The sequence below is a fragment of the Angustibacter peucedani genome (assembly GCF_054779595.1).
Genome location: NZ_BAAGXY010000078.1, coordinates 17,085 through 40,383, shown reverse-complemented (window position 1 = coordinate 40,383; position 23,299 = coordinate 17,085). Strand labels below are relative to the sequence as shown.

The following is a 23,299-nucleotide window of genomic DNA, read 5'->3' as shown; positions in this document are numbered from 1 at the left end:
GAGCGAGGGAGGGTGCCGTGGAGGACGTCGGCTTCGTGGGGCTCGGGGTGATGGGCCAGCCCATGGCCCTCAACCTGGCGCGGGCCGGGGTCCCGCTCGTCGTCTGGAACCGCACACCCGCGAGGGCGGAGCCGCTGCTCGCGGAGGGCGCGGCCGCGGCTGCCGACCTGGACGACGTCTACGCCCGCACCAGGACCGTGCTGCACATGATGGCGAACCGCGAGGCGCTCGACGCGGTGCTCGGTCGCGGCACCGCCGACTTCGCGCGCCGCGTCGCGGGGCACCTCGTCGTCCATCTCGGGACGACGTCTGCCGAGTACTCCCGGGTCCTGGCCGACGACGTCCGGGCGGCGGGGGGTCGTTACGTGGAGGCGCCGGTGTCGGGGTCGCGCGGACCGGCCGAGCAGGGCCAGCTGGTCGGCATGCTGGCCGGCGCCGGGCCGGACGTCGCCGAGGTGCGGGCGATCGTGGCCGCCACCTGCCGGGAGACCGTCGTCTGCGGCGAGGTGCCCCAGGCCCTGCTGACCAAGCTCTCGGTCAACCTGTTCCTCATGACGATGGTCGCGGGGTTGGCCGAGGCCACCCACTTCGCGGCCCGCCACGGCGTCGACCTCGAGACGTTCCGTGGCGTGCTCGACGCCGGCCCGATGGCCAGCACCGTCTCGCGCGGCAAGCTGGCCATGCTCGTCAGCGGCGACTACCCGGTGGCGGCCGGGCTCTCCGACGTCCTGATGAACGCGCGTCTGGTCGCGGACGCCGCGCGGACGAGCAGGACGGCGGCACCGCTCATGGAGGCCACCGAGGCGCTGTTCGCCGAGGCCGACGCGATGGGCCTGGGCGGTCAGGACATGGCCGCGGTCGTCCAGGCGATCGCGCGGCGGACCGATGAGTTCGCGGGCGGGGTGGCGTCTGAAGGGTGCCGACACCCGCAGAGCACCTGGAGCGCACCATGAGCACCACGACCGGCTGGACCAGCGACACCCTCGGCCACGGCTCGCTCGTGGCGGTGAACGGCGTCGACCTGTACATAGAGACCGTCGGCACCGGCGAACCGCTGGTGCTGCTGCACGGCGGGCTCGGCTCGAGCGAGATGTTCGCGCCCCTCGTGCCGGCGCTCGCGGCGGGCCGGCAGGTCGTGCTCGTCGACCTGCAGGGCCACGGCCGCACCCCCGACGTCGCCGACCGCCCGCTCGACCACCGAACGATGGCGGGCGACGTCGCCGCGCTCGTCGAGCACCTCGGGATCGGCCCGGTCGACGTCGTCGGCTACTCGCTCGGCGGCGGCGTGGCGCTGCAGCTGGCGTTCCGGCACCCGCAGGTCGTGAAGCGGCTGGTGGTGTGCTCGGCCAACATCACGCGCTCGGCCATCTACCCCGACATGCTCGCGCAGCAGCTGCAGGTCTCGGGCGCGGCGGCACCCTTCATGACCGAGACGCCGATGTACGAACTGTACCAGCGGGTCGCGCCGCGCCCCGAGGACTTCCCGGTGCTGCTCGACAAGATCGGCGCGTTGATGGCCGGGGACTTCGACTACTCGGACGACGTCCGGCGGCTGTCGATGCCGACGCTCGTCATGTGTGCGGACGCCGACATGGCGCCGCCGCAGCACTTCGTCGAGGTCTTCTCGCTGCTCGGCGGTGGCGAGCGCGACGGCGGGTGGCAGCGCGAGGGGCGGCCGGACGGCGGGCACGCGCTCGCCGTCGTGCCGGGCACCACGCACTACGACGTCTTCCTGTCGCCGCTCTTCACGGCGAACGTGCTGGCCTTCCTCGACGCCTGACCCCGCCCGCCGCCGTCCGGCCTGAGCGGCGGTGGCTACCGCCTTCGCTACCTCGACGTGGTCGTCCTGACGACCACTTTCGGGTGTCGTCGTCGGTAGCCTCGGCGCATGGGGCGCGCGAGGTTGCTGGCCGGCCTGGCGGCGTTGATGACGCTCAGCGCGGGGTGCGCGTCGTCGCCGGCGCCGTCCGCCGACGTCGTCACCGCCACCGTGACCATTGGGACTGCGCCCGCAGCGCAGCCTCTGCCGCAGGACGATCCGGCGCACCCGGACCTGCCTCCGACACCGACGCCGCCCACGTGCGACCAGACCCTGGGGCAGGACACACCCCCTCTCGCGACGATGTGGGACGAGATGGTGGACACGGGCGGCTGGCGCGACGCCGAGATGGTGGCCGTCTTCGTCAACTCCGAGGGCAACGCCTACGCCGCACTCCGTGACGGGCAGTGCGACGTGCCGGAGGCGGCCGTCTTGCACGAAGCCGTACAAGACCTCGACACCGAGGCCAAGGCTGAGGCGGTCAGCCAGACGAGCCGCGAGCGGGTGACGGCTGCGTTGAACCGGCTCACCGTGGTGGCAGACGCCGCTGCCTCACGGGCCGGCTGACCGGCCCGCCGCCGTCCGGGCTCGCGGTACTTGTCGAGGGTTGCGGGTGCTTTCCAAGGGCTGCAGGCCTAGGAAAGCGGGTCTAGGCCTGCATCACGTGATCAACTGCGGCGGACGACGGGGCGAAGGCGGCGTCGGGGCGGCCGAGCAGGAAGCCCTGCGCGAGGTGGACGCCGACGTCGCGCAGCGCGTCGAGGTCGGCCGGTGCCTCCACGCCCTCGGCGCAGACCTGCGCGCCGCCGGTGTTGGCCAGGCCGACCATCGCGGTGATGAGCCGGGCCCGGTCGGCGTCGGTCGAGCAGCCGGCCACCAGCCCGCGGTCGAGCTTGACGACGTCCGGGCGGATCGCGACGAGCCGTGCCAGGTCGCTCGCGCCGCTGCCGAGGTCGTCGAGCGCGATCAGCGCACCACGCTCGCGCAGCCGCAGCACCGGTCCGGCGAGCGCCGCCCAGTCGAGGGTCGTGTCGTCCTCGACGATCTCGACGACGACGCCGTCGAGCCGCGGCGGCAGCATGTCCCAGAACCGGCTGGACACCAGGGCGGCGGCGCTCGCGTTGACGAAGAGCCGTTGCGCCGCAGGGCGTCCGGGCAGCTCGAGGGCCGTGCGCACGGCGTGCCCCTCGAGCAGGTCGCCGAAGCCGCAGGCGTGCGCCTCGGCGAACCGCTGCTTGACGTCGCACCGCTCGGCGAAGCGCGTGAGGGCCTCGTGGCCGACGACCTCGCCGGTGGCGGCGTCCAGGATCGGCTGGACGACGACGCTCATGCCCGCCATCACCGCGGCCGCGGCGTCGGTCGAGTCGTCGTCGGCCACCTCCACCCGGTCACGCCCGGCCCGCTTGGCGCGGTACAGCGCGGCGTCGGCCGCGGCCACGGCGGCGCCCGGGTCGCTGCCGGGCTCCCACACCGCGACGCCCGCCGAGAACGTCTGGCCCTGCGGGGTGCGGGCACGCATGGCGTCGAGCACCCGCCGTCCGGCTGCCAGGTCGTGGTCGGGCAGCAGGACGGCGAACTCCTCGCCGCCGTAGCGCGCGATCATCTGCCCCTGCCGCATCCCGTCCGACCAGGCGGCGACGGCGCTGCGCAGCAGCCGGTCGCCCTCCTGGTGCCCGAACGAGTCGTTGAAGTTCTTGAAGTGGTCGAGGTCGAGGATCGCGACGACCAGGGGCTCGTCCCGCTCGAGCGAGGCCTTGCAGGCGCGCGAGAGCTCGTGGTCCCACGTCCGACGGTTCGGGGCGCCGGTGAGCGAGTCGACCCGGGCGAGCGCCGCGAGCTGCACGGCCTGCACCTGCACCTGCCCCAGCAGCTGCCCCATGCGCGCCAGCACCAGCGCGGCCAGGACGACGACCCCGACCCCGGCCGGCGCCCAGTCGACCACGCCGTCCGAGAGCCCGTCGGCGACGAGCGTGACGCCCGGAAGCACCGACGCGGCGGTCAGCACGACGAGCTGGCGGCGCGACGCCGAGACCTCGCGGTCGGGGGGTGGCTCGCCGAGCGCCCGCATCGAGGGGTGGGCCGCGGCCGCGCCGGCGGCGAGGTAGCCGACCAGCCAGCCGACGTCGAGCCAGCGCGACTCCACCGCGACGCCGGACGTCGTCAGCGCCTGGTAGACGACGTCGGCGCCGAGCGTCGACAGCAGCGACAGGCCGAGCAGCTGGAACGCGGCGGTGCGCGCACCCGGCGTGATCACCAGGCGCGACAGCACCGCGAGCAGGAAGAGGTCGCCGAGCGGGTAGGCCGACGCGACGAGCTTGCCCAGCAGCGAGAGCGTCGAGTCGCTCGTCGCGGGGACGATCAGGAACACCGCGGCCGGCACGGCGACGCCCACCGTGACGATGCCGGCGTCGAGCAGCGCGGTGCTGCTGCGGCCCTGCCGCCGGCTGCGCACGAACACCAGCGCGCCCAGCCCCATGACGACGTACCCCGCGAGGTAGAAGGCGTCGGACGGCACCGGGTAGGTGTCGAGGTGCAGCACCTGGTTCTCGAGCGTGTAGACGACGTCGCCGGCGACCCAGGTCGAGTACCCGGCGAGCAGCAAGGTCCACCCCCAGCGCCGCGGCATCCGGGTGCGGGCGACGCCCCACCAGCCGACGGCCAGCGCGCCCGCGGCGACGAGGTCGTAGAACACCCCGGCCGCGACGTCGCCCAGCGGCAGGAAGGGGTACGCCCCCCAGTGCCGCGAGCAGCACCAGGAACGCAGCGCGCCGGGGCAGGGTCATGACGATGACATCGACCGATGATCATGTCGGTGCCCCTGTGGAGCCGCCGTGTCACCCGTACGGCCCAGCGGGTGTCACCCGTCCGGCGCAACCGAGATCTTGACGCGACGCCGGGGCTCTGGTGGCGCAGACTGGCGCGGGTGCGCACCGTCGGGGTCGAGGAGGAGCTGCTGCTCGTCGACCCGACGTCCGGCGAGCCGTTGGCCGTCTCGACCGCGGTGCTGCGCGAGGTGGGTGACGCGGTCGGCACCGCGGCGACGCCCGACCGCCCGGACGACGAGCCCGGCGGCACGGTCGAGGCCGAGCTGCAGCTGCAGCAGGTCGAGACCGACACCCACCCGCACGAGGACGTCGACGCCCTGCTGGCCGAGGTGCGGTCGGCCCGGCGCCTGGTCGCGAACGCGGCGTCCGAGGTCGGTGCGGCCGTCGTCGCGCTGGGGACGTCGCCGCTGCCGGTGACCCCGCGCACGACCCCCGACCCGCGCTACGCCGCGATGCGCGAGCGGTTCGGCCTCACGCAGTCCGAGCAGCTGACCTGCGGGCTGCACGTGCACGTGCAGGTCGGCTCGGACGACGAGGGCGTCGGCGTGCTCGACCGCGTGCGGGTCTGGCTGCCCGTCATCACCGCGCTGAGCGCGAACTCGCCGTACTGGCAGGGCGCCGACAGCGGCTACGCGAGCTTCCGGTCGCAGGCGTGGTCGCGCTGGCCGATGGCCGGACCGGTCGACGTCGTGGGCTCGGTCGAGGGCTACCGGGCGATGGTCGCCCGGCTGCTCGCGACGGACGTGCCGATGGACGCCGGCCAGCTGTACTTCGACGCGCGCCTGTCGACCGCGTACCCGACCGTCGAGCTGCGGGTGGCCGACGTCTGCCTGGACGCGCAGGACACCGCGCTGCTCGCCGCGCTCGGCCGCGCCCTGGTCGACACGGCCGCGCAGGAGTGGGCGGACGACGTCCCCGCCCCGCCGCTGCCGGCCGCCCTCGTGCGGCTGGCGGGCTGGCGCGCCGCCCGCTCCGCCCTGGACGCCGACCTCCTGGACCCGCTCGAGGCCACGCCACGACCGGCCGCCGAGGTCGTGCACGCGCTGCTCGACCACGTGGGCCCGGCGCTGCGGTCGAACGGCGACCACGACCGCGTGACCGCGCGGGTGGAGCACCTGCTGGCGCACGGCACCGGCGCCCGGCGGCAGCGCGACGCGGTGCGGTCCGCGGGCGCCTTCTCGGCCGCCGTCACCGCGGCCGTCGAGGCAACGCTGGCGGGCTAGCTCGCCGGCTGGCTCGGCCGGGGCTGGATCGCCTTGAGCGCGCCCGACGCCACGACGGCGCGGGCCAGCGGGCGCAGCAGCCCGGCCAGCCGCTGCGTGCCCTCGAGGCCGAGGTGCTCCCAGCCCTCGAGCGCCGCGAGGTCGGTGGTCTGCTCGAGCTCGGCCCGCAGCTCCTCGCCGTCGGCCGTGAGCTCCAGGCCCGAGCCCTCGACACCGCCGGGACCGCCGTCGGCAGCGGGCTCGGCGTCGCGCACCAGCCCGTGGTCGCGCAGGTCGTCGGCAGCCGCCGACCACTCGTCGTCCGTCCAGCCGCGGGTACGACGCAGGAAGCGCAGCGAGACGCCCTGGCCGGTGAGCCCGTAGGTCCACATGGCCTGCAGCGGGGACAGCCCGGCGACGACGAGCGCCGCCACGTGACCGTCGCCGCGGTGCTCGCGCACCAGCGTGGCGCCGTGCCACAGGTGCAGCAGCGGGTCGTCCGGCCACCCGAGCGCGGCGTGGGCGGCGTAGAGCGGGCGGCCAGGCGCGCGCAGCCCCTCGCACGCGGTGTGCACCAGGGCGTTCGCCTCGGCCAGCGCGTCGTGCCCGCCGTCGTCCAGCACCGGGTCGAGCAGCCGGTGCAGCGTGGCGGTGACCCCGGCGTGCCGGGCCGCGAGCACCTGCTCGGGCGGGGCCGTCGTCCAGCACGCCGGCACGGCCTGCTCGACCAGCCGCGGGGCGAAGCCGAAGAACGTCGCCACGACGACCTCAGCCGGCACCGCGCCGAGCGCCGCGGCGCGGGCCGGGAAGTACGACAGCGCCGAGGTCAGCCCGATCGCCTCGAAGGCGTCGCGGCACTCGTGCGAGAAGTAGCCGGGCACGTGCACGGCCTCCAGCGCGGCCCAGGCCCGTCGGCCCCAGACAGCCAGGTCGTCGTCGTCCGCGTTCATGGCAGCAACCTCTCCAGGACGTCGGCCAGCCCGTCGGCGTACACGTCGGCGCAGACCTCGTCGGCGGCCTCGAGCACCTCCGGCGGCGCCTGCCCCATCGCGACCGAGCGGCCGGCCCAGGCGAACATCTCGAGGTCGTTGCGGCCGTCGCCCACCGCGAGGACGTCGTCCGGGCCCAGCCCGAGCTTCTCGACCGCGACGGCCAAGCCGTGCGCCTTGCTGACGCCCTCGGGGGCGATGTCCAGCCAGGCCGTCCAGCCCACGGTGTAGCTCCCGCCGTGCAGGCCGAGCTGCTCGACGAGCGCCAGGAAGTCCTCGGGCGTGTGCTCGGGGCTGCGGACGACGACGCGCGTCACCGCACCGTCGAGCAGCTCCTCGAACGGCACGACGGCGAGCTCGCCGATCAGCTCGCCGTCCGGGAACGGCGCGGTGAGCCGGAAGCCGGTGCCGAGGTCCTCGACCGCGTAGACCGCCTGCGGCAGGTGCTCGCGCAGCAGCGTCAGCGCCTCGCGCGGGTCGAAGGTGACGACGTCCGCGATCTCGTAGCCGTCGTCGAGCGCGGCGTCGAGGCGCAGCGTCACCGCGCCGTTGCTGGTGACCGCGTAGCCCGAGGTGAGGCCGAGCCGGTCGAGCACCGGCGTGGTGGCGACGAGCGAGCGCCCGGTCGAGATGACCACGTGCCGCCCGGACGCCGCGACCGCGCGCACCGCGTCGCGCACGCGGTCGCTCAGCCCGCCGTCGTGGTCGAGCACCGTGCCGTCGACGTCGAGCGCGACGACCCGCGGCGACGGCGCCGTCACGCGCGCCGGACCGGCTCGAGGACGTCGAGCCCGACGAACGGACGCAGCGCCTCGGGGACGACGACCGCGCCGTCGGCCTGCTGGTGGTTCTCGAGGATCGCCACGATCCAGCGGGTGGTGGCGGCCGTGCCGTTCAGCGTGGCCACGTGGCGCGTGGCGCCGTCGCGCTCGGGGTCGCGCTCGCGCGTGCCCAGCCGGCGCGCCTGGTACGTCGTGCAGTTCGACGTCGAGGTGAGCTCGCGGTAGCGGCCCTGCGTGGGCACCCACGCCTCGCAGTCGTACTTGCGCGCGGCCGGCCCGCCGAGGTCGCCGGCCGCGACGTCGATGACGCGGTAGGGCAGCTCGACGGCGTCCAGCAGCTCGCGCTCGAAGGCCAGCAGCCGCTGGTGCTCGTCGGCCGCCTGCTCGACCGGGCAGTAGCTGAACAGCTCGATCTTCTGGAACTGGTGGACGCGGATGATGCCGCGCGTGTCCTTGCCGTGCGAGCCCGCCTCGCGGCGGTAGCAGGTCGACCAGCCGGCGTACCGGAGCGGACCGCCCGTCAGGTCGACGATCTCGTCGGCGTGGTAGCCGGCGAGCGCCACCTCGCTGGTGCCGGTGAGGTAGAGGTCGTCGGCCTCGAGCCGGTAGACCTCGCTCGCGTGCGCGTCGAGGAAGCCGGCGCCGGCCATCACCTCGGGCTTGACCAGCGTCGGCACGACCATCGGCGTGAAGCCGGCCGCGATCGCGCGGCTCATCGCCAGGTTGAGCAGGCCGAGCTCGAGCCGGGCGCCCTGGCCGGTGAGGTAGTAGAAGCGCGCGCCGCCGACCTTGGCGCCGCGGGCGGTGTCGATGGCGCCGAGCAGCTCGCCCAGCTCGAGGTGGTCGCGCGGCTCGAAGCCCTCGGCCGCGAAGTCGCGCGGGGTGCCGACCTCGTGCAGCAGCGTGAAGTCCTCCTCGCCGCCGGCCGGGACGCCGGGCTCGACCAGGTTGCCCACCCGGCGCACGAGGGCGTCGAGGGCCTGCGCGGCGTCGTCCGCCTGCTGCTCCAGGCCCTTGACCTGCTCGCTCAGCGTCTTGGCGTGCGCGATGAGGCGCGCCTTCTCGTCCTGGGGTGCGGTCGACACCTGCTTGCCGAACGCCTTCTGCTCGGCCCGCGCGCGCTCGAACTCGGCCAGCGTCGCGCGGCGCGACTCGTCGGCGGCGAGCACCTCGTCGACCAGGTCGACGTCCTCGCCGCGGGCGCGCTGGCTGGCTCGGGCGGCGTCCGGGTCGTCCCGCAGGACCTTCAGGTCGATCACGCCGACGAGCCTATCGGGAGCGCCATGATCGCTCCGCCGATATGTTGTGCGCCCATGACCGTGCACCCCCTCGTCGTCGCGATCGTCGCGGTCGTCGTCGTCGTGGTGGTGGCGGTGCTGTCGACGCTGCTCGTGCGGTACCGGCGGCGCGTGCACGAGATCGAGGAGCCCGTGGCCGAGCAGCAGGACGGCGGCGGCGAGCGGCGCCGGGCCGCCGTCGTCGTCAACCCCACCAAGTTCGACGACCTGGACGCCGTGCGCGCGCAGGTCTCCGCCGCCTGCCGCACGCACGGGTGGGCCGAGCCGCTGTTCCTCGAGACCACCGAGGACGACTACGGCCAGGGCCAGGCCCGCGAGGCGCTGGAGGCGGGCGTCGACCTGGTCTGCCCGCTCGGCGGCGACGGCACGGTGCGCGAGGTGGCCGAGGCCATGGTGCGTTCCGGCGTTCCGGTGGGGCTGCTGCCCGGCGGCACCGGCAACCTGCTCGCGCGCAACCTCGAGCTGCCGATCGACAGCCTGGACGACGCGCTCACCGTCGCGCTCACCGGCGAGGACCACCCGATCGACGTCGGCGTCGTGGTGTTCGACCCCTCGGGCGAGGACGAGCGGCCCGACGAGAAGGTCTTCCTGGTGATGGCCGGCCTCGGCTTCGACGCCGAGATGATGGCCAACGCACCCGAGAAGCTCAAGGCCAAGGTCGGGTGGCTCGCGTACGCCGTCTCCGGCGTCCGCAACCTGCGCGGGCCGCAGGCCAAGGCACGGTTGCAGGCGGACGACGGCCCCGAGGCGACCCGCCGCGTGCGCACCGTGCTGGTCGGCAACTGCGGCACCCTCACCGGCGGCATCCAGCTGCTGCCCGAGGCCGAGGTCGACGACGGCTGGCTCGACGCGGTCACGTTGTCCCCCAAGGGGATCGCGTCGTGGGCGAGCGTCGCGGCGCGGGTGATCGCGGGTCGCGGCCACCACCGGGTCGAGCGGGTGCGGTGCAAGGAGTTCTCGGTGCGGGTCGACCGTCCGACCGAGGCCCAGCTCGACGGCGACGTCGTCGGCAAGGTGCGCGCGCTGCGGGCCCGGGTCGAGCCCGGCGTCCTCGTCGTGCGCGTCCCGGCCGGTCGTGGTGGGGTCGCCGGGTGACCGACCAGCAGTCCAGCACCTCCCCCGGCCGCCCGAGCGAGGCCGAGACGGACGCGCGCCGCGCCCGCCCGCACCTCGTGCGCGGCGTGGTCGCGGCGGTCGCGAGCGCCGTCCCGGTGACGCTGCTGGCCCTGCTGGTGCGCGACGCCTCCGGCGCCGTCGTGCGGTTCGACCAGCGCGTCGTCCTGTCCACCACGCGATTCGCGCTCGACCACCACGCGGTGCGGACGGCGGCCGAGGTCGGCGCGTACGTGCTGCACCCGTTCGTCTTCCGCTTCGCCGTGCTCGCCGTCGCGGTCGTGCTGTGGCGGCGCGGCGCACGGTCGGCAGCGCTGTGGGCCACGGTCACGATGCTGGTGGGCACGCTGCTGGGCGCGCTCCTCAAGCTCGTCGTCGAACGGGCCCGGCCGGCCCTCGACGACCCGGTGGCGGTGGCCAGCGGCTTCAGCTTCCCCTCGGGGCACGCGCTGAACGCCGCGCTCGGCGCCTCCCTCGTCTGCGTGCTGCTGTGGCGGCCGCTCGCCCGCCGCCGTCGGCGGGCCCTGCTCGTGGCGGTGGGCGTGCTGCTCGTCGTCCTGACCGGTCTCGACCGGTTGCTGCTCGGGGTGCACTTCCCCAGCGACGTGCTGGCCGGCTGGGTCCTCGGTGGCCTGGTCACGGCGTCGTCCTGGGTCGCCTTCGGTCCCGTCCTGCGCGAACGTGCCCGCCGCGGCACCGAGCAGGCCGTCGACGAGGGCACCTCTCCCGCCCCCTCCAGGAGGACCTGATGACCGGACTCGTCGACCCCGGCCGCTCCCGCGACCGTCACCGCCCCGCCTCGCTCGAGGAGTGGCGCAGCTCGGACGACGGCGGGCTGCCACCCGTGAAGCAGCTGGCCGCGCTGCTGGGCCGGTCGGTGCTGCTGCCGGTCTTCGTGTGGTTCGTCGTGCTCTCGGGCGTCGGCTACCTGCTGGCGCACGGCCTGAAGGACGCGGTGAAGGGCGAGGACGGCGTCAACCGCTCGTTCGCGGCGGGTCGCACGCCGACCTGGAACACGATCACCAACTGGGTCTCGCACGTCGGCAACACCGAGACCGTGATCCTGGTGATGCTGGTGTCGGCGTTCATCGTCTGGCGGATCAGCGGCCGGCTGCGCGAGCCGGTCGCGCTCGTCGTGGGCGTCGCGTGCCAGGCGCTGGTCTTCCTGTTCACGACGCTGCTCATCGCGCGGCCGCGGCCCGACGTCCCGAAGCTCGACCAGTCGCCTCCCACGTCGTCGTTCCCGTCGGGGCACACCGGGGCGTCGACCGCGCTCTACCTCGGGCTGGTCATCATCTGCGTCACCCGCCTGCAGCGGTCGTGGCTCAAGGTGCTGTCGCTGCTGTTCTTCCTGCTGCCCGTCGGCGTCGCGATGTCGCGGCTGTACCGCGGCATGCACCACCCCACCGACGTCACCTTCGGCATGCTCAACGGCGCGATCTGCGCGGTGATCGCCTACCTGGCGTTCCGTCCCCGCGACTAGGCCTTGACCGGTCGCCCCACCACGAGCGCATCGAGCTGGTGGGGCGGGAAGGTCGCGGCGGTCTCGGCGTCGAGCTGCGCGCCGAGGCCGTCCAGCGCCGTGGTGAAGAACATCCGGGCCGCCACGGCCATCACGACCGTCGCGACGTCCCGGTCGTCCAGCCCGGCGGCCCGCAACCGGTCGACGTCCGCCTGCTCGACCGACGCGGCGTCGGTCGCGACCTGCGTGGCGAACGCGTAGATCGCGCGGTCCTGCTCGTCGAGGGTCGCGCCGGAGGGGTCGGAGGTGAGGGCCTCGACGGCGTCGCCGTCCCCGCAGACGTCGCGCAGGAACGACGCGTGGGCGGCCGTGCAGTAGGTCGAGCGGCGCGCCCGGGCGGCGGCGATGGTGGCGAGCTCGAACCGGCGGCGGTCCATGCTGCCGCGCACCGCCGCGTTGAGGCCGGCCCAGGCCTGCGCGACCTCCGGGGTCAGCGAGAACGCTCCGGCGTAGTCGGGCAGGAAGCCCCAGGACGTCCGCTGACCGGCGTAGTAGTCGGCGACGGGGGCCTCGGCGCCGTCCTCGGGCACGGTCTCGATGAACATGGGGCCATCGTGGTCGCGCGCGCCTCGCGGCGGAAGGTCCGGGGCCGTACGGTGACGAGGTGAGCTGGATCCCGCCCGCGTCGCGCATCGCCCGCCAGGGCATCAAGTACGGCGCCAAGTACGGCCCGCAGGCCAAGATCCTGTGGGACACCGCGGGCCAGCAGGCACGCTCGGCGGCCAAGGCCAAGCTCGACGACCGGTCCGCGCGGCGCACGGCCTTCGCCGAGGCCGAGACGGTCGTCGAGGGATCGGTGCTGCGCCGGGTCTGGCAGGGCACGCCGGTGTGGGTCGTGTACTCGGGCGACGAGCCGGTGCGGGCCTACCCGCCGCTGGCGCCGCTCGCCGAGCTGGTCGACAAGGCCGACCTCGCCAAGCGCCGGACGCCCGAGGAGCACCGCGAGGCGCAGCTGCGGGCCCGGGCTCGGCGGGCGCGCGAGCGGGCCGGCGACCGTGCGGGCGAGGCCCGGCGGCGCGCCATCGGCCGCTGATCGAGGCTCGCCAGGCGTACGGGCAGGCACACGCGGGGGTGCGTGTCGCTCACGAGCACGGACCCGCACGTCTGCCTGCCCTCCCGCGGGCGAGGAGGTCGCGTGATCGGGGTGGTCAGCGCCAGGGGGTGGGGACGACGTAGCCGTCGCGCTCGTCGTCCCAGGCCAGCGCGCTGATCCGCCAGCCGTCCGGCGTCCGCACGAGCTGCAGCGACTTCGTGCCGCGCCCGGTGCGGTGCTCGCCGTCCTGCACCCACTCCTTGGCGTACCCGCAGACGTGCTGCGCGACGTCGCCCAGCAGGTCGGTGCGCCCGCGCACCTCCCACTCGCGGAACCGGGTGATCGACCCGCCGCCCAGCAGGGCACGGCGTGGCTCGACGAACGACGCGACGTCCTGGACGACGCCACCGGGCGGCACCACGACGGCGCCGGGCACGAAGAGGTCGCGCAGCCCGTCCAGGCGCGCGTCGAGGTCGGGCCCGGACGTGAAGCCCGCGAAGAAGGTCCGGACGACGTCCGCGACCTCGGCCTCGTCGTCCCGGTGCGGGTCCATCAGCCCTCGTACCGGTACTTGCTCGGCAGCAGGCTGCTCATCGTGACGACGGACGGCTCGCCGTCGACCAGCAGCACCACCCGCGCGCTGGGCGCGTAGTCGAGCACCAGCTCGCGGCACATGCCGCACGGCGCGACGACCTCGCCGTGGGCGTTGACCGCCACCACGGTGTCGACCTCGGTGTCGCCCGACGCGGCCGCCATCCCGAGCGCGATCGCCTCGGCGCACACCGCGATCCGGCCGACCGTGGCCTCGAGGTGCACGGCGGCGTGGACGGTCCCCGACGTCGTCCGCAGCGCCGCGCCGACGTGGTGGTGCCCTTCGCGGAAGCGCTGGCGGATGACGGTCCGCGCGGCCTCCAGCAGCTCGGCGTCGACCGCGGGCAGCGGCATCAGGCCGAGCCCTCGCGCAGCCCGCGCAACCACGCGCCGGCCTCGCCGAAGGCGCCGTCGGTGGTGGTGGCGGTGACGGTGACCGGCGTCGCGTCGGCCCGCGCGTACGAGCCGAGGAAGATCACCTCGCGGCAGGTGCGGTGCAAGCCCATTAGCGCCTCGCCGACGCGCGCCTCGCCGATGTGGCCCTCGCAGTCGATCGAGAAGCAGTACTGCCCCAACGACTCCCCGGTCGGCCGCGACTCGATCCGCGACAGGTTGATGCCCCGCGTGGCGAACTGCTCGAGCATCTCGAGCAGGCCGCCGGGGTGGTCGTCGGCCTGGTAGACGACGAGCGTGGTCTTGTCGGCGCCGGTCGGCTCGGGCAGGGCACCCGGCGGCTGCACCAGCACGAAGCGCGTCACCGCGGCCGCGTTGTCGCCGACGTCGGAGGCCAGCACCTCGAGCCCGAACCGTTCTGCCGCAGAGGGTGCGCAGAGCGCGGCGTCGTACGGGACGTCGTCCGCGCCGGCCAGGCCCTCGGCGGCTCCGGCCGTCGACAGCGCGGGCACGTACGTCGCGTCGGGCAGGTGGCGACCCACCCAGCCGCGGCACTGCGCCCAGCCGTGCGGGTGCGACGCGACCCGGCGGACGTCGGCCAGCGACGTCCCGGGACGAGCACACAGCACGAAGGTGATCGGCACGAGCACCTCGGCCGTGACGCGCAGCGGGGACCCGGACGCCAGCGCGTCCAGCGTCGCCGACACCCCGCCCTCGACCGAGTTCTCGATCGGGACGACGGCCGCGACCGCCCCGCCCGACCGCACCGCCGCGAGCGCCGCGTCGACGCTGGGCTGCGGCAGCGGCGTGGCGTCGTCCGGGATCACCTGCCGCAGCGCGGCCTCGGTGAACGTGCCCGCCGGGCCGAGGTACGCGTAGGCGCCGGTCATCGAGCCGCCCCCGAGGTCGCGGCCGAGACCGCCTGCTGCTCCTCGGGCGAGAGGGCGTGCTCGCTCGCGCCGGCCAGCAGACCCTTGGCGTACGAACGGGTCTCGCCGCGTCCGTGGATCGAGGTGAGCACCAGCCCGTCCCCGGCGTCGTCGAGCACCGCGGCCGAGAACGAGAGCCGGCCGCCCATGTCGCCGAAGGCGTCGTACCGGACGACGGCCACGTGCCGCAGCGACGCGGCGGTGTCGGACCGCACGCGGTCGAGCTCGGCCTGCTGGCGCTCGACCTGCTCGCGCAGCAGCTGCACCTCGGCCGCGTGCCGGGTGGCGACCTCCAGCACGTCGCCCTCGCCGGAGTGGCCGCGCAGCACCTTGAGCCCGCGGCGCACGCGGGTCAGCCGCAGCTGCGCCCCGACCGCCACGAGCAGCGCCAGCACCGCGACCGCCGCGGCTGCGAGGGCCACGACGCTGGTCGGGCCGGCGTCCAGGACGGGCTCGAGCGCGTGCGGCAGCGCGGGCAGGGAGGTCAGGGCGGGCACGCCCCGGAGCCTACGCGGGCGACCGGCGCCCCGTACCCTTCGGACGTGCCTGACCACGAGCCGTCCCACGACCCGGTCACCGCGGCCCCGCAGGGCTTCGTCGACGTCGGGTACGCCCGGCTGGACGTCGACCGCGCCCGCCGCACCGGCGACGCCGAGGTGGTGTTCGGCCAGGGCAAGACGCCTCAGCAGGTGGTCGACGCGCTGCGCACCCTGAACGCCAACCACCCCGAGCGCGCGGTGCTCGCGACCCGTCTGGCGCCCGAGGCCCGCGAGCTGCTGCGCGTCGAGCTGCCGGCCGCCGAGGTCGACGACGTCTCGCGCACCGCGGTGCTCGGCCCGCTGCCCACCGCTCAAGGACTGGTGCTGGTGGTCGCGGCCGGCACCTCCGACGCGCCGGTGGCCGCCGAGGCCACCATCACCGCGCGCGTCCACGGCGCGCGCGCCGAGCGGGTCGACGACGTCGGCGTCGCCGGGCTGCACCGGCTGCTCGCCGTGCGCGACCGCCTCGACCAGGCCGACGCGCTGGTCGTCGTCGCCGGCATGGAGGGTGCGCTCCCCAGCGTCGTCGGCGGCCTGACCGGGGTGCCGCTCGTGGCGGTGCCGACGTCGATCGGCTACGGCACCGGGGCCGGCGGGCTCGCGGCGCTGCTGGCGATGCTGAACTCCTGCGCGCCCGGCATCACGGTCGTCAACGTCGACAACGGGTACGGGGCCGGCGTCCACGCGGCGCGGGTCGCCCGCCGCGCCCGCCCCCGGGACGACGCGTGACGGTCTGGGTCGACGCCTCGAGCGGTGCCAGCGGCGACATGCTGCTGGCGGCGCTGCACGACCTGGGCGTCCCCGCGGCCGTGATGGCCGACGCCGCCCGGGCTGTCGCGCCGGTCGAGGTCACGTTCGGCGCCGAGGTGCGCCACGGCTTCGCGGTCGGCCGTGCGCACGTGCGCGGCACCGAGACCGACGTGCCGCACCGCACCTGGCGCGACGTGCGGGCCCTGCTCGACGCCGCCGACCTGGACGACGTCGTGCGCGAGCGCGCGCACGCCGCGTTCTCGCGCCTGGCCGAGGCCGAGGGCCGGGTGCACGGCCACGCCGCGGACGACGTCCACTTCCACGAGGTCGGCGCGCACGACGCGATCGGCGACGTGGTGGGCGTCTGCGCCGGCTTCGCGTGGCTCGACGACGAGGTGGTCGTGAGCCCGGTGGCGCTCGGCGGCGGCACCGCCCGCACGGCCCACGGCGAGATCCCGGTGCCCGGACCCGCTGTGCTGCAGCTGTTCCAGGCTGCAGGCGCCCCGGCCCACGGCGGGCCGGTCGACGTCGAGCTGTGCACCCCCACCGGCGCCGCGCTGCTCACCACGTGGGCGTCGTCCTACGGACCGATGCCGGCCATGACGGTCGGTGCCGTGGGTCAGGGCGTCGGGTCGAGGGTTCTGCCCGACCGTCTCGGAGCGCTGCGCCTGGTGCGTGGGACCTCCTCTGCCGCAACGGGTCCGGCGCGCGAGCAGGCCGTGGTGCTCGAGACGAACGTCGACGACCTCGACCCGCGGGTGTGGCCCGCCGTGCTGCAGCGGCTGCTCGACGAGGGCGCCTCCGACGCGTGGCTCACGCCGATCCTGATGAAGAAGGGCCGCCCGGCGCACACTCTGCACGTGCTGTGCCCGCCGACGTCCGCCGACGCCCTGCAGCGCGTGGTGCTCACCGAGACCAGTGCGATCGGCCTGCGCGTCGTCCCGGTCGGCAAGACCGCCCTCTCGCGCCGCGAGACCGCGGTGGACGTCGACGGGCAGCCGGTGCGCGTCAAGCTGGCCGAGCTCGACGGCCGGGTCGTCAACGCGCAGCCCGAGCACGACGACGTCCTGGCCGCGGCGCGCGCGCTCGGCCAGCCGCTCAAGGTCGTGCTGGCCCGGGCGGCAGCCGCCGCGAGCGCCCTGCTCGGCTGAGCGGACGAACCACCTGAAAAGGTGGGGCCATGGATCTCGCGGTCGCGCTCACGGCCCTCGTGCTCATCGTGCCGGTCGAGCTGCCCGACAAGACGTTCGTCGCCACGCTCGTCCTGGCCACCCGTTACCGGCCGCTGCTGGTCTGGATCGGTGTCGGCGCGGCGTTCCTCGTGCAGACGCTGGTCGCCGTCACGGCCGGCGGGCTGATCGCGCGGCTGCCGCACCGGCCGGTGGTGGCGTTCGCGGCCCTGATGTTCCTCATCGGCGGCGTGGTGCTGCTGCGGCACGCCCGTCGCGCCGACGAGGAGGAGGCCGAGACCGAGGCCGAGTTCGGCGCCAAGGTGAAGGGTCCGGCCACCGGATGGCGGGCCGTCGTGGCGAGCTTCACGGTGCTGTTCGTCGCCGAGTGGGGCGACCTGTCGCAGCTGCTCACCGCGGGCCTCGTGGTGCGCACCAAGGACCCGGTCTCGGTGTTCGTCGGCGCCTGGGTCGGCCTGCTGCTGGTGTCAGCGCTCGGCGCGGCTGCCGGGCGCGCCCTGCTGCGCCGCGTGCGGCTCGCCACCGTGCAGCGCATCGGCGGCGTGGTCTGCCTGCTGCTCGCCGTGCTCTCGGGCCTGCAGGCGGCCGGCGTCGACCTCCCCGTCTGACCCGCCCTCCACCCCCGTTGCGTCCGAAGAACTGGCTGCAGCAGCAACCACATCGTCGGACGCAACGCCGGGCAGCACGCGCCAGAGCAGCACCAGCGCCACGAGCGCGCCGATCATGTCGCTGTTCTGCAGCAGGCGCCCCACCACCAGGGGTGGCCAATCATCGGCGATCCACGTGATGCCCCACCAGGGCCCGCGGCACAGGAACCACACCGTCAGCACCGCGCCCATCACCAGCCGCCGACGCGAGCGCCCGTCGCCCACCAGCGCGGCCACGACGACCACCATCCAGGCGAAGTGGTGGATCCACGCGACGGGCGAGAGCAGCACCGCCATCAGGCCCATGACCGCGACCTCGGCCACCGGGTCGCCCGCGCGGTACGCACGCCGGGCGACCGCGTAGCCGGCCACCGCGACGGCGGCGGCGCACAGCAGCCACAGCGCGCTGCCCGCGGTGCCCTCGGGTCCGAGCCGCAGCAGCACGCCGCGCAGCGACTGGTTGGACGTGCCGCGGTTCGGGCCGAGCCGGGCGGGGTCCGACAGCGCGCCGCCCCAGAACGCCAGGGACGCCTCGGGCAGCACCAGGAAGGCGCCGATCGTCGCCGCGGCTGCCGCGCCCACCGCCGTCGCGAGCGCCCGCCAGCGCCGGGTCACCGCGAGGTGCACGAGGAAGACGCCCGGCGTGAGCTTCACCGCGGTCGCCAGCCCCACCAGCACGCCCAGCGGCAGCCGGAACCCGCCACGCCGGACGACGGCGAGGTCGACCAGGCAGACCAGCACGAGGAACGCGTTGACCTGGCCGAACCGCACGCCGTCCGACACCGGGTGCAGGTAGAGCAGCGGCACCGTCAGCAGCGCGCCCACCACCCAGCGCCAGCCGCCCGCCCGCGCCAGCAGGCGCCGGAACGCGATCACGACGGTCAGGTACGTCGCGGCCACCTGCAGCGCCGTCCACACCCAGCCGACGACGTGGAAGGGCACGAACGCCATCGGCAGCGCGAGCAGCGCCGAGAACGGCGGGTAGGTGAACGGCAGCAGCTGCGGTGACTCGGTGAGCTGCTCGTAGACCGGCCGGCCCAGGACGATCGAGCGCGCGGCCTCGCGGTAGACCTCGACGTCCACCTGCCACTGGTCGCCGGGCCAGGCCACCAGGTAGTGCCAGGCCAGCGGCGCCTCGGCCACCGCCAGCACGAGCACGACGAGCAGCAGCTGGACGAGCGGTCGCGGCGGCGTGCGTCGACGGCGCACGGCGCCCTCGGGGGCGTCCTCCTGCACCGTCTGCGTACGCGTCACCCGCTCAGTCTCCCCGAACCGGCCCGTAGCCTGTGCACGTGCTGCCCCGCCCCGCCGTCCTCGCGCGCCTCGTCGTGGTCGCCGCAGCCGTCGTCCCGTCGGGCGGGGTGCTCGCCGCCGTCCCCGCGCACGCCGCGACGACCCCTGCTCCCGTCGTGCTCGTCGGGACGGCGGGCGTGCAGTGGGCCGACGTCTCGCCGTCCGCCACCCCGCACCTCGCGGCCCTCGCGGAGCAGGGCGCGATCGGGGACGTCGCGGTGCGCAGCGTGCGCCGGGCCGCGTGCCCGGTCGACGGCTGGCTGGCGCTGTCGGCCGGACGCCGGGCCGCGGACGCCGTCGACGCCAGCACCGGTGACGCCGCCTCGCCCTCCTGCCGCGCGCCCGAGGTGCAGGGCGGGGTCGCCGCCGGCGGTTCGGCCACCGTGAGCACCTGGCAGCGGTACGTCCAGGCCGCGGACGCCGAGAAGTTCGACGCCACGCCCGGCCTGCTGGGCGACGCCCTCGCCTCGGCCGGCACGTGCGCCACCGCCGTCGGGCCGGGAGCGGCCGTGGCGCTGGCCCGGCGCGACGGCACCGTGGCCCGCTACCTGCCCTCCGTGGCGGACGCCGGCCCGGCGCTCGCCGCGGCCGACTGCCCGCTGGCCGTGGTCGACGCGGGCTCGGTGCGCGACCCCGAGGACGCCCCCGAGGGACCGGCCGAGCAGGGCGTCGCAGTGGGCGGCGGCGACCGGGCGGCCCAGGTGCGCGCCGTCGACGCCGTGGTCGGCCAGGTGCTCGACGCGGTTCCCGACGGTGCACGCGTCCTCGTCGTCTCCCTCGGCGACTCGGGCCGGACGCCGCACCTGCAGCTGGTCGGTGCGGTGGGCCCGGGCTTCGGGCCGGGGTTCCTGCGCACCTCCTCGACCCGTCAGGTCGCACTGGTGCAGGCCACCGACCTGGCGCCGTCCGTGCTGTCGTTGCTCGGCGTGCCCGCCCCGGGCGACCTCGTCGGCTCGCCGCTGCAGACCCTCGCCGCGGCCGACGGCGACGCCCCCGAGGCCACCGCCGACCGGCTGCGCAAGGTCGCCGACCTCGAGCAGGCCGCGCAGTCGGTGCAGTCGCTGGTGTCGCCGTTCTTCAACGGCCTGGTGATCGCCCAGCTGCTGCTCTACGGCGCCGCGGCCGTCGTCCTGCGCCGCCGTTGGGCTGCGGGTGACGGCCGCCGCCGGCTGCTCGTCGCGGTGCGCCGCGTCGCCCTGGTGTTCGCGGCCGTGCCGGTCTCGACCTACCTGGCCAACACCGTGCCGTGGTGGCGCTCGTCGCACCCGCTGCTCGTCGTCGTCCTGGCGGTGGCGGCGTACACCGCCGCCGTCAGCCTGGTCGCCCAGCTCGGGCCGTGGCGGCGCGCGCCGCTCGGTCCGTTCGGCGCGGTTGCCGCCCTCACCTGCGTGGTGCTCGCCGCAGACATCGTCACCGGCTCGCGGCTGCAGACCTCGAGCCTCATGGGCCTGCAACCGGTGGTGGCCGGGCGCTTCTACGGCTTCTCGAACGTCGCGTTCGCGCTGTTCGCCACCGGGGCGATGCTGCTCGCCATCGCGGTGGCCGACCAGCTCGTGACCGCGGGACGTCGGCGGGCGGCCGCTGCGGCGGTGGCGTTGATCGGCGTCGTCGCCACGGTGCTGGACGTCTCGCCGCAGTGGGGCAGCGACTTCGGCGGCCCGATCGGCATGGTGCCGGCCTTCGCGGTGCTGGTGCTGCTCGTGGCGGGCGTGCGGCTGTCGTGGCTCAAGGCGCTCGCGATCGGCGCGGGCACGGTGCTGCTGCTGGCCCTGGTGTCGGTCGCCGACTGGCTGCGGCCGGCCGACCAGCGCACCCACCTCGGCCGGTTCGTGCAGACCGTGATCGACGGCGGCGCGTGGCAGGTCATCTCGCGCAAGGCCGAGCAGAACCTCTCGATCCTGTTCGGCAGCTTCCTGTCGCTGCTGGTGCCGGTGGCGGCGCTGTTCGTGGTGCTGGTGCTGATGCGGCCGTCGTCCTGGGGGGCCGGGGCGCTGGCGCGCGCCTACGACCGCAGCCCGATCCTGCGGCACGGGCTGTTCTGCCTGATGCTGCTGCTCGGCATCGGGTTCGCGGTCAACGACTCCGGCACGGCCATCCCGGCCGTGGGCTTCACCCTCGCGATCCCGCTGGTGATCGCGGCGAGCCTGCGCGCGCTCGAGGACGACGAGCCGCCAGCAGCCCGAGCGCCAGCCACAGCCCCAGACCCAGCCACGGCGTGACCTCGCGGCGGTAGGTCAGCGTGAGGTCCTCGACCCGCGGGCTCGAGCCCAGCACCCGGCCGGGTACGTACGCGGCCGCGTAGGTCACCAGCCGCACCAGCAGCAGGACGTCGATCGCCGGCACCGCGACGAGCGCCAGCGGCGCCCAGGCGACCGCGTCGTACCAGGGCAACGAGTACGGCGCGCCCAGGACGTACGCGGCGCCGAGCACCACGGTGACGCGTGCCGCGTCGAGCGCGACCTGCTCGTCGTCGGTCGACCGCGGCCAGGGGGCGGTGCGCTGCACGACGAGCCAGAGCAGGGCCGCCAGCGCGAGCACCACCACCGGCGTGAGCACCACGACGCCCTGGCGCACGGCGTCGTTGCTCAACGGCCCGGTGAGCCAGTCGACGAAGGGCCGCCACGGCGTGGCGAGCGAGACGTAGCGGCGGGCCCGGGCGAGCTGGTCGACGAGGTGCGTGCCGGCCCAGGCGTGGGCGGGGACCAGGACGAGCAGCGCACCGAGGACGCCGAGCCCGGCCGGGCGCCACGACCCGCCACGACGCCTGCGCCACAACGCGACCAGCACCGCCGGGCCGACCACCGCGAACGTGATCTTCACGCCGACGGCCGCCCCGAGCAGCACCCCAGCCAGCAGCGGACGACGACCGCTCAGCGCGATCGCGCCCAGCGCGAGGGCCGCGCCCAGGACGTCGACGTGCGCCCCCACGAGCAGCACGCCCAGCAGCACCGGGTTGAGCAGCCACAACCAGGTCGCGCGCGCAGAGGTGCTGCGGCACAAGCGGACCAGCAGCCACCCGATGGTGAGCCACGCCGCGAGGCACACCAGCTGCCAGGCCCACACCGTGGCGCGCAGGCTGTCGCCGCCGAACCGGCTGGTGAGGGCCTGCACCGCGGTGGCGACCGGCCCGTAGACGCTCGGGGTCGTCGTCCAGGGTGGTTCGACCGCGCTGGTGACGGGGTCGTGGCCACCGGCCCAGTGCACCGGCTCGACGGTGTACGGGTCGCCACCGGCTGCCGCGATGCGGCCGTAGGCGGCGTAGCTCACGTGGTCGGCCGAGCCGAGCGGCGGGACGACGACCGCGAGCACCGCGACGACGACCGCGACGCGCACCGCCAGGGCCGGCACGCGCTCGCCGCGCGCCGCGGCCCACAACCCGAGACCGACGCCGGCACCCCCGAACAGGTACCCCAGGTCGAGCAGCACCGTCACCAGCCCGGACGACGGCCCCACCGTGAGCGACCACGGGGGAAGCGTTGCGCGCCAACCGGATCCGGCGCCGAGCGACGGCTCGGCGGCGGACGGCCCGAGCGCCGCCGTCCCGACGAGCAGCACCGCCGCCACCGCGACGAGCGCCAACGCCCACGGGGTGACGCGGCGTCGTCCGGCCGGCGATGGCACGGCGTCGGTCATGACCCGGCGGCGCCGGCGTCTGGTCCGCCGCCGCGCCCGCGGCGCAGCCGGCGCACCGCCAGCGCTCGCCACACGTCGCGGTACTGCTTGGCGCGGTGCACCTGCGCGCGCAGGTCGGTGCCGGTGACCCGGTGGTGCAGGTCGCACGGCACCTCGACGACCCGCAACCCGTGGCCGAGGACGTCGACCGTCAGCCCGACCTCGACGCCCCAGCCCGCCGCCAGCGGCGTGGCCGCCTCGAAGGCATCGCGGCTCAGGCAGCGCATGCCCGACAACGGCTGCGTCGGCGTCCACCCGGTGAGGCGCTCGATACCGGTGCGGGCGAGGTTCACGACCAGGCCGCGCCCACCGCCAGCGGTGCGCTGCGGCGGCAGCACCGCGATCGTCATGTCGGCCGATCCGTCCAGCACCGGCGTTGCGAGAGAAGCGGTCTCGACGGCCGAGCCCTCGAGGTCGGCGTCGACGAAGAGGAGCGCCCGCGGGTCGTCGTCCGTGCCCTGCTCGTGCCGGGCGACGTAGTCGGCGCCGGTCTGCATGGCCGCACCCTTGCCGCGGTTGCGCTCGTGCCGGACGACGTCCGCGCCCGCCTCGCGGGCCACCTGCGTCGTGCCGTCGCCGCTGCCGTCGTCGACCACCACCACGAGGTCGACGTGGTCGATGGTGCGGGCGGCCCGCACGGTCGCCGCGATGCGCTCGGCCTCGTCCTTGGCCGGGATGACGACCGCGACGGCTCGAGGGGCGGGGCTCACCC

23 protein-coding genes and 1 pseudogene are annotated in these 23,299 nt (G+C 75.3%); 12 read left to right on the top strand and 12 right to left on the bottom strand.

What is annotated here, in order from left to right; translation table 11 throughout:
- Positions 1–17: 17 nt before the first annotated feature.
- From ACYVJ4_RS14285 to ACYVJ4_RS14275, 3 genes are all read left to right on the top strand, one after another.
- Positions 18–953, top strand: a complete 936-nt coding sequence (locus ACYVJ4_RS14285; RefSeq protein ID WP_460460807.1) for an NAD(P)-dependent oxidoreductase — start codon at positions 18–20, stop codon at positions 951–953.
- Positions 950–1,780 (top strand): alpha/beta fold hydrolase, encoded by an 831-nt coding sequence (locus ACYVJ4_RS14280; RefSeq protein ID WP_460460806.1) that lies wholly within the window; start codon positions 950–952, stop codon positions 1,778–1,780. Before ACYVJ4_RS14285 ends, ACYVJ4_RS14280 begins: the two co-directional genes overlap by 4 nt.
- Positions 1,781–1,888: 108 nt before the next feature.
- Positions 1,889–2,386 (top strand): hypothetical protein, encoded by a 498-nt coding sequence (locus ACYVJ4_RS14275; RefSeq protein WP_460460805.1) that lies wholly within the window; start codon positions 1,889–1,891, stop codon positions 2,384–2,386.
- A gap of 82 nt (positions 2,387–2,468) precedes the next feature.
- On the opposite strand, the gene ACYVJ4_RS14270 is transcribed toward ACYVJ4_RS14275, so the two are convergent.
- Positions 2,469–4,511, bottom strand: coding sequence for an EAL domain-containing protein (locus ACYVJ4_RS14270; RefSeq protein ID WP_460460804.1), 2,043 nt, complete (start codon positions 4,509–4,511; stop codon positions 2,469–2,471).
- Positions 4,512–4,742: 231 nt separating this feature from the next.
- Here ACYVJ4_RS14270 and ACYVJ4_RS14265 point away from each other — a divergent pair, with 231 nt between their 5' ends.
- The gene (locus ACYVJ4_RS14265; RefSeq protein WP_460460803.1) at positions 4,743–5,867 is read left to right on the top strand and encodes a glutamate--cysteine ligase; all 1,125 of its coding nucleotides are present in this window, start codon (positions 4,743–4,745) and stop codon (positions 5,865–5,867) included.
- On the opposite strand, the gene ACYVJ4_RS14260 is transcribed toward ACYVJ4_RS14265, so the two are convergent.
- Genes ACYVJ4_RS14260 through serS form a run of 3 tightly spaced genes read right to left on the bottom strand, consistent with a single transcriptional unit; the run spans position 5,864 to position 8,876 of the window.
- The gene (locus ACYVJ4_RS14260; RefSeq protein ID WP_460460802.1) at positions 5,864–6,796 is read right to left on the bottom strand and encodes an SCO6745 family protein; all 933 of its coding nucleotides are present in this window, start codon (positions 6,794–6,796) and stop codon (positions 5,864–5,866) included. The two genes, ACYVJ4_RS14265 and ACYVJ4_RS14260, sit on opposite strands and share 4 nt — an antisense overlap.
- A complete protein-coding gene (locus ACYVJ4_RS14255; RefSeq protein WP_460460801.1) occupies positions 6,793–7,596 on the bottom strand; it encodes an HAD family hydrolase in 804 nt (267 codons plus the stop codon). Before ACYVJ4_RS14255 ends, ACYVJ4_RS14260 begins: the two co-directional genes overlap by 4 nt.
- A complete protein-coding gene (gene serS, locus ACYVJ4_RS14250; protein WP_460460800.1) occupies positions 7,593–8,876 on the bottom strand; it encodes a serine--tRNA ligase in 1,284 nt (427 codons plus the stop codon). The genes ACYVJ4_RS14255 and serS overlap by 4 nt, the downstream gene beginning before the upstream one ends.
- 54 nt (positions 8,877–8,930) lie before the next feature.
- On the opposite strand from serS, the gene ACYVJ4_RS14245 reads away from it, so the two are divergent.
- The 3 genes from ACYVJ4_RS14245 to ACYVJ4_RS14235 are packed head-to-tail and all read left to right on the top strand — an operon-like array spanning position 8,931 to position 11,511.
- The gene (locus ACYVJ4_RS14245; protein ID WP_460460799.1) at positions 8,931–10,010 is read left to right on the top strand and encodes a diacylglycerol/lipid kinase family protein; all 1,080 of its coding nucleotides are present in this window, start codon (positions 8,931–8,933) and stop codon (positions 10,008–10,010) included.
- Entirely contained in the window at positions 10,007–10,777 is a 771-nt protein-coding gene (locus tag ACYVJ4_RS14240) for a phosphatase PAP2 family protein (protein ID WP_460460798.1), read from the top strand. The genes ACYVJ4_RS14245 and ACYVJ4_RS14240 overlap by 4 nt, the downstream gene beginning before the upstream one ends.
- Positions 10,777–11,511: a phosphatase PAP2 family protein gene (locus ACYVJ4_RS14235; RefSeq protein WP_460460797.1), complete on the top strand. Its 735-nt coding sequence runs from the start codon at positions 10,777–10,779 to the stop codon at positions 11,509–11,511. The genes ACYVJ4_RS14240 and ACYVJ4_RS14235 overlap by 1 nt, the downstream gene beginning before the upstream one ends.
- Here ACYVJ4_RS14235 and ACYVJ4_RS14230 read toward each other — a convergent pair.
- Entirely contained in the window at positions 11,508–12,095 is a 588-nt protein-coding gene (locus ACYVJ4_RS14230; RefSeq protein WP_460460796.1) for a peroxidase-related enzyme, read from the bottom strand. The two genes, ACYVJ4_RS14235 and ACYVJ4_RS14230, sit on opposite strands and share 4 nt — an antisense overlap.
- 59 nt (positions 12,096–12,154) lie before the next feature.
- Between ACYVJ4_RS14230 and ACYVJ4_RS14225 the strand changes: the two genes are divergently transcribed.
- Positions 12,155–12,583: a hypothetical protein gene (locus ACYVJ4_RS14225; protein ID WP_460460795.1), complete on the top strand. Its 429-nt coding sequence runs from the start codon at positions 12,155–12,157 to the stop codon at positions 12,581–12,583.
- A gap of 115 nt (positions 12,584–12,698) precedes the next feature.
- On the opposite strand, the gene ACYVJ4_RS14220 is transcribed toward ACYVJ4_RS14225, so the two are convergent.
- The 4 genes from ACYVJ4_RS14220 to ACYVJ4_RS14205 are packed head-to-tail and all read right to left on the bottom strand — an operon-like array spanning position 12,699 to position 14,993.
- Positions 12,699–13,136: a DUF4440 domain-containing protein gene (locus tag ACYVJ4_RS14220; RefSeq protein WP_460460794.1), complete on the bottom strand. Its 438-nt coding sequence runs from the start codon at positions 13,134–13,136 to the stop codon at positions 12,699–12,701.
- The gene (locus ACYVJ4_RS14215; protein WP_460460793.1) at positions 13,136–13,528 is read right to left on the bottom strand and encodes a cytidine deaminase; all 393 of its coding nucleotides are present in this window, start codon (positions 13,526–13,528) and stop codon (positions 13,136–13,138) included. The genes ACYVJ4_RS14220 and ACYVJ4_RS14215 overlap by 1 nt, the downstream gene beginning before the upstream one ends.
- Entirely contained in the window at positions 13,528–14,457 is a 930-nt protein-coding gene (gene pheA / locus ACYVJ4_RS14210; protein ID WP_460460792.1) for a prephenate dehydratase, read from the bottom strand. The genes ACYVJ4_RS14215 and pheA overlap by 1 nt, the downstream gene beginning before the upstream one ends.
- Positions 14,454–14,993 (bottom strand): DUF4446 family protein, encoded by a 540-nt coding sequence (locus ACYVJ4_RS14205; protein ID WP_460460791.1) that lies wholly within the window; start codon positions 14,991–14,993, stop codon positions 14,454–14,456. The genes pheA and ACYVJ4_RS14205 overlap by 4 nt, the downstream gene beginning before the upstream one ends.
- 45 nt (positions 14,994–15,038) lie before the next feature.
- On the opposite strand from ACYVJ4_RS14205, the gene larB reads away from it, so the two are divergent.
- From larB to ACYVJ4_RS14190, 3 genes are read left to right on the top strand one after another with little or no spacing between them, the layout of a single operon-like run.
- Positions 15,039–15,764: a nickel pincer cofactor biosynthesis protein LarB gene (gene larB / locus ACYVJ4_RS14200; protein WP_460460790.1), complete on the top strand. Its 726-nt coding sequence runs from the start codon at positions 15,039–15,041 to the stop codon at positions 15,762–15,764.
- The gene (gene larC, locus ACYVJ4_RS14195; RefSeq protein ID WP_460460789.1) at positions 15,761–16,936 is read left to right on the top strand and encodes a nickel pincer cofactor biosynthesis protein LarC; all 1,176 of its coding nucleotides are present in this window, start codon (positions 15,761–15,763) and stop codon (positions 16,934–16,936) included. Before larB ends, larC begins: the two co-directional genes overlap by 4 nt.
- A 29-nt stretch (positions 16,937–16,965) precedes the next feature.
- Positions 16,966–17,583, top strand: coding sequence for a TMEM165/GDT1 family protein (locus tag ACYVJ4_RS14190; RefSeq protein ID WP_460460788.1), 618 nt, complete (start codon positions 16,966–16,968; stop codon positions 17,581–17,583).
- Between the two features lie 327 nt (positions 17,584–17,910).
- On the opposite strand, the pseudogene ACYVJ4_RS14185 reads toward ACYVJ4_RS14190, so the two are convergent.
- Positions 17,911–18,705 (bottom strand): annotated as a pseudogene (locus tag ACYVJ4_RS14185) (glycosyltransferase 87 family protein); the annotation flags it as partial.
- Positions 18,706–18,914: 209 nt separating this feature from the next.
- On the opposite strand from ACYVJ4_RS14185, the gene ACYVJ4_RS14180 reads away from it, so the two are divergent.
- Positions 18,915–21,134 carry a hypothetical protein gene (locus ACYVJ4_RS14180; protein WP_460460787.1) on the top strand — a complete coding sequence of 740 codons (2,220 nt, stop codon included), beginning with the start codon at positions 18,915–18,917 and terminating at the stop codon, positions 21,132–21,134.
- On the opposite strand, the gene mptB is transcribed toward ACYVJ4_RS14180, so the two are convergent.
- Both mptB and ACYVJ4_RS14170 read right to left on the bottom strand, forming a co-directional pair.
- Positions 21,025–22,548, bottom strand: coding sequence for a polyprenol phosphomannose-dependent alpha 1,6 mannosyltransferase MptB (gene mptB, locus ACYVJ4_RS14175; RefSeq protein ID WP_460460786.1), 1,524 nt, complete (start codon positions 22,546–22,548; stop codon positions 21,025–21,027). The genes ACYVJ4_RS14180 and mptB overlap by 110 nt on opposite strands.
- Positions 22,545–23,297 (bottom strand): glycosyltransferase, encoded by a 753-nt coding sequence (locus ACYVJ4_RS14170; RefSeq protein WP_460460785.1) that lies wholly within the window; start codon positions 23,295–23,297, stop codon positions 22,545–22,547. The genes mptB and ACYVJ4_RS14170 overlap by 4 nt, the downstream gene beginning before the upstream one ends.
- Positions 23,298–23,299: the final 2 nt, after the last annotated feature.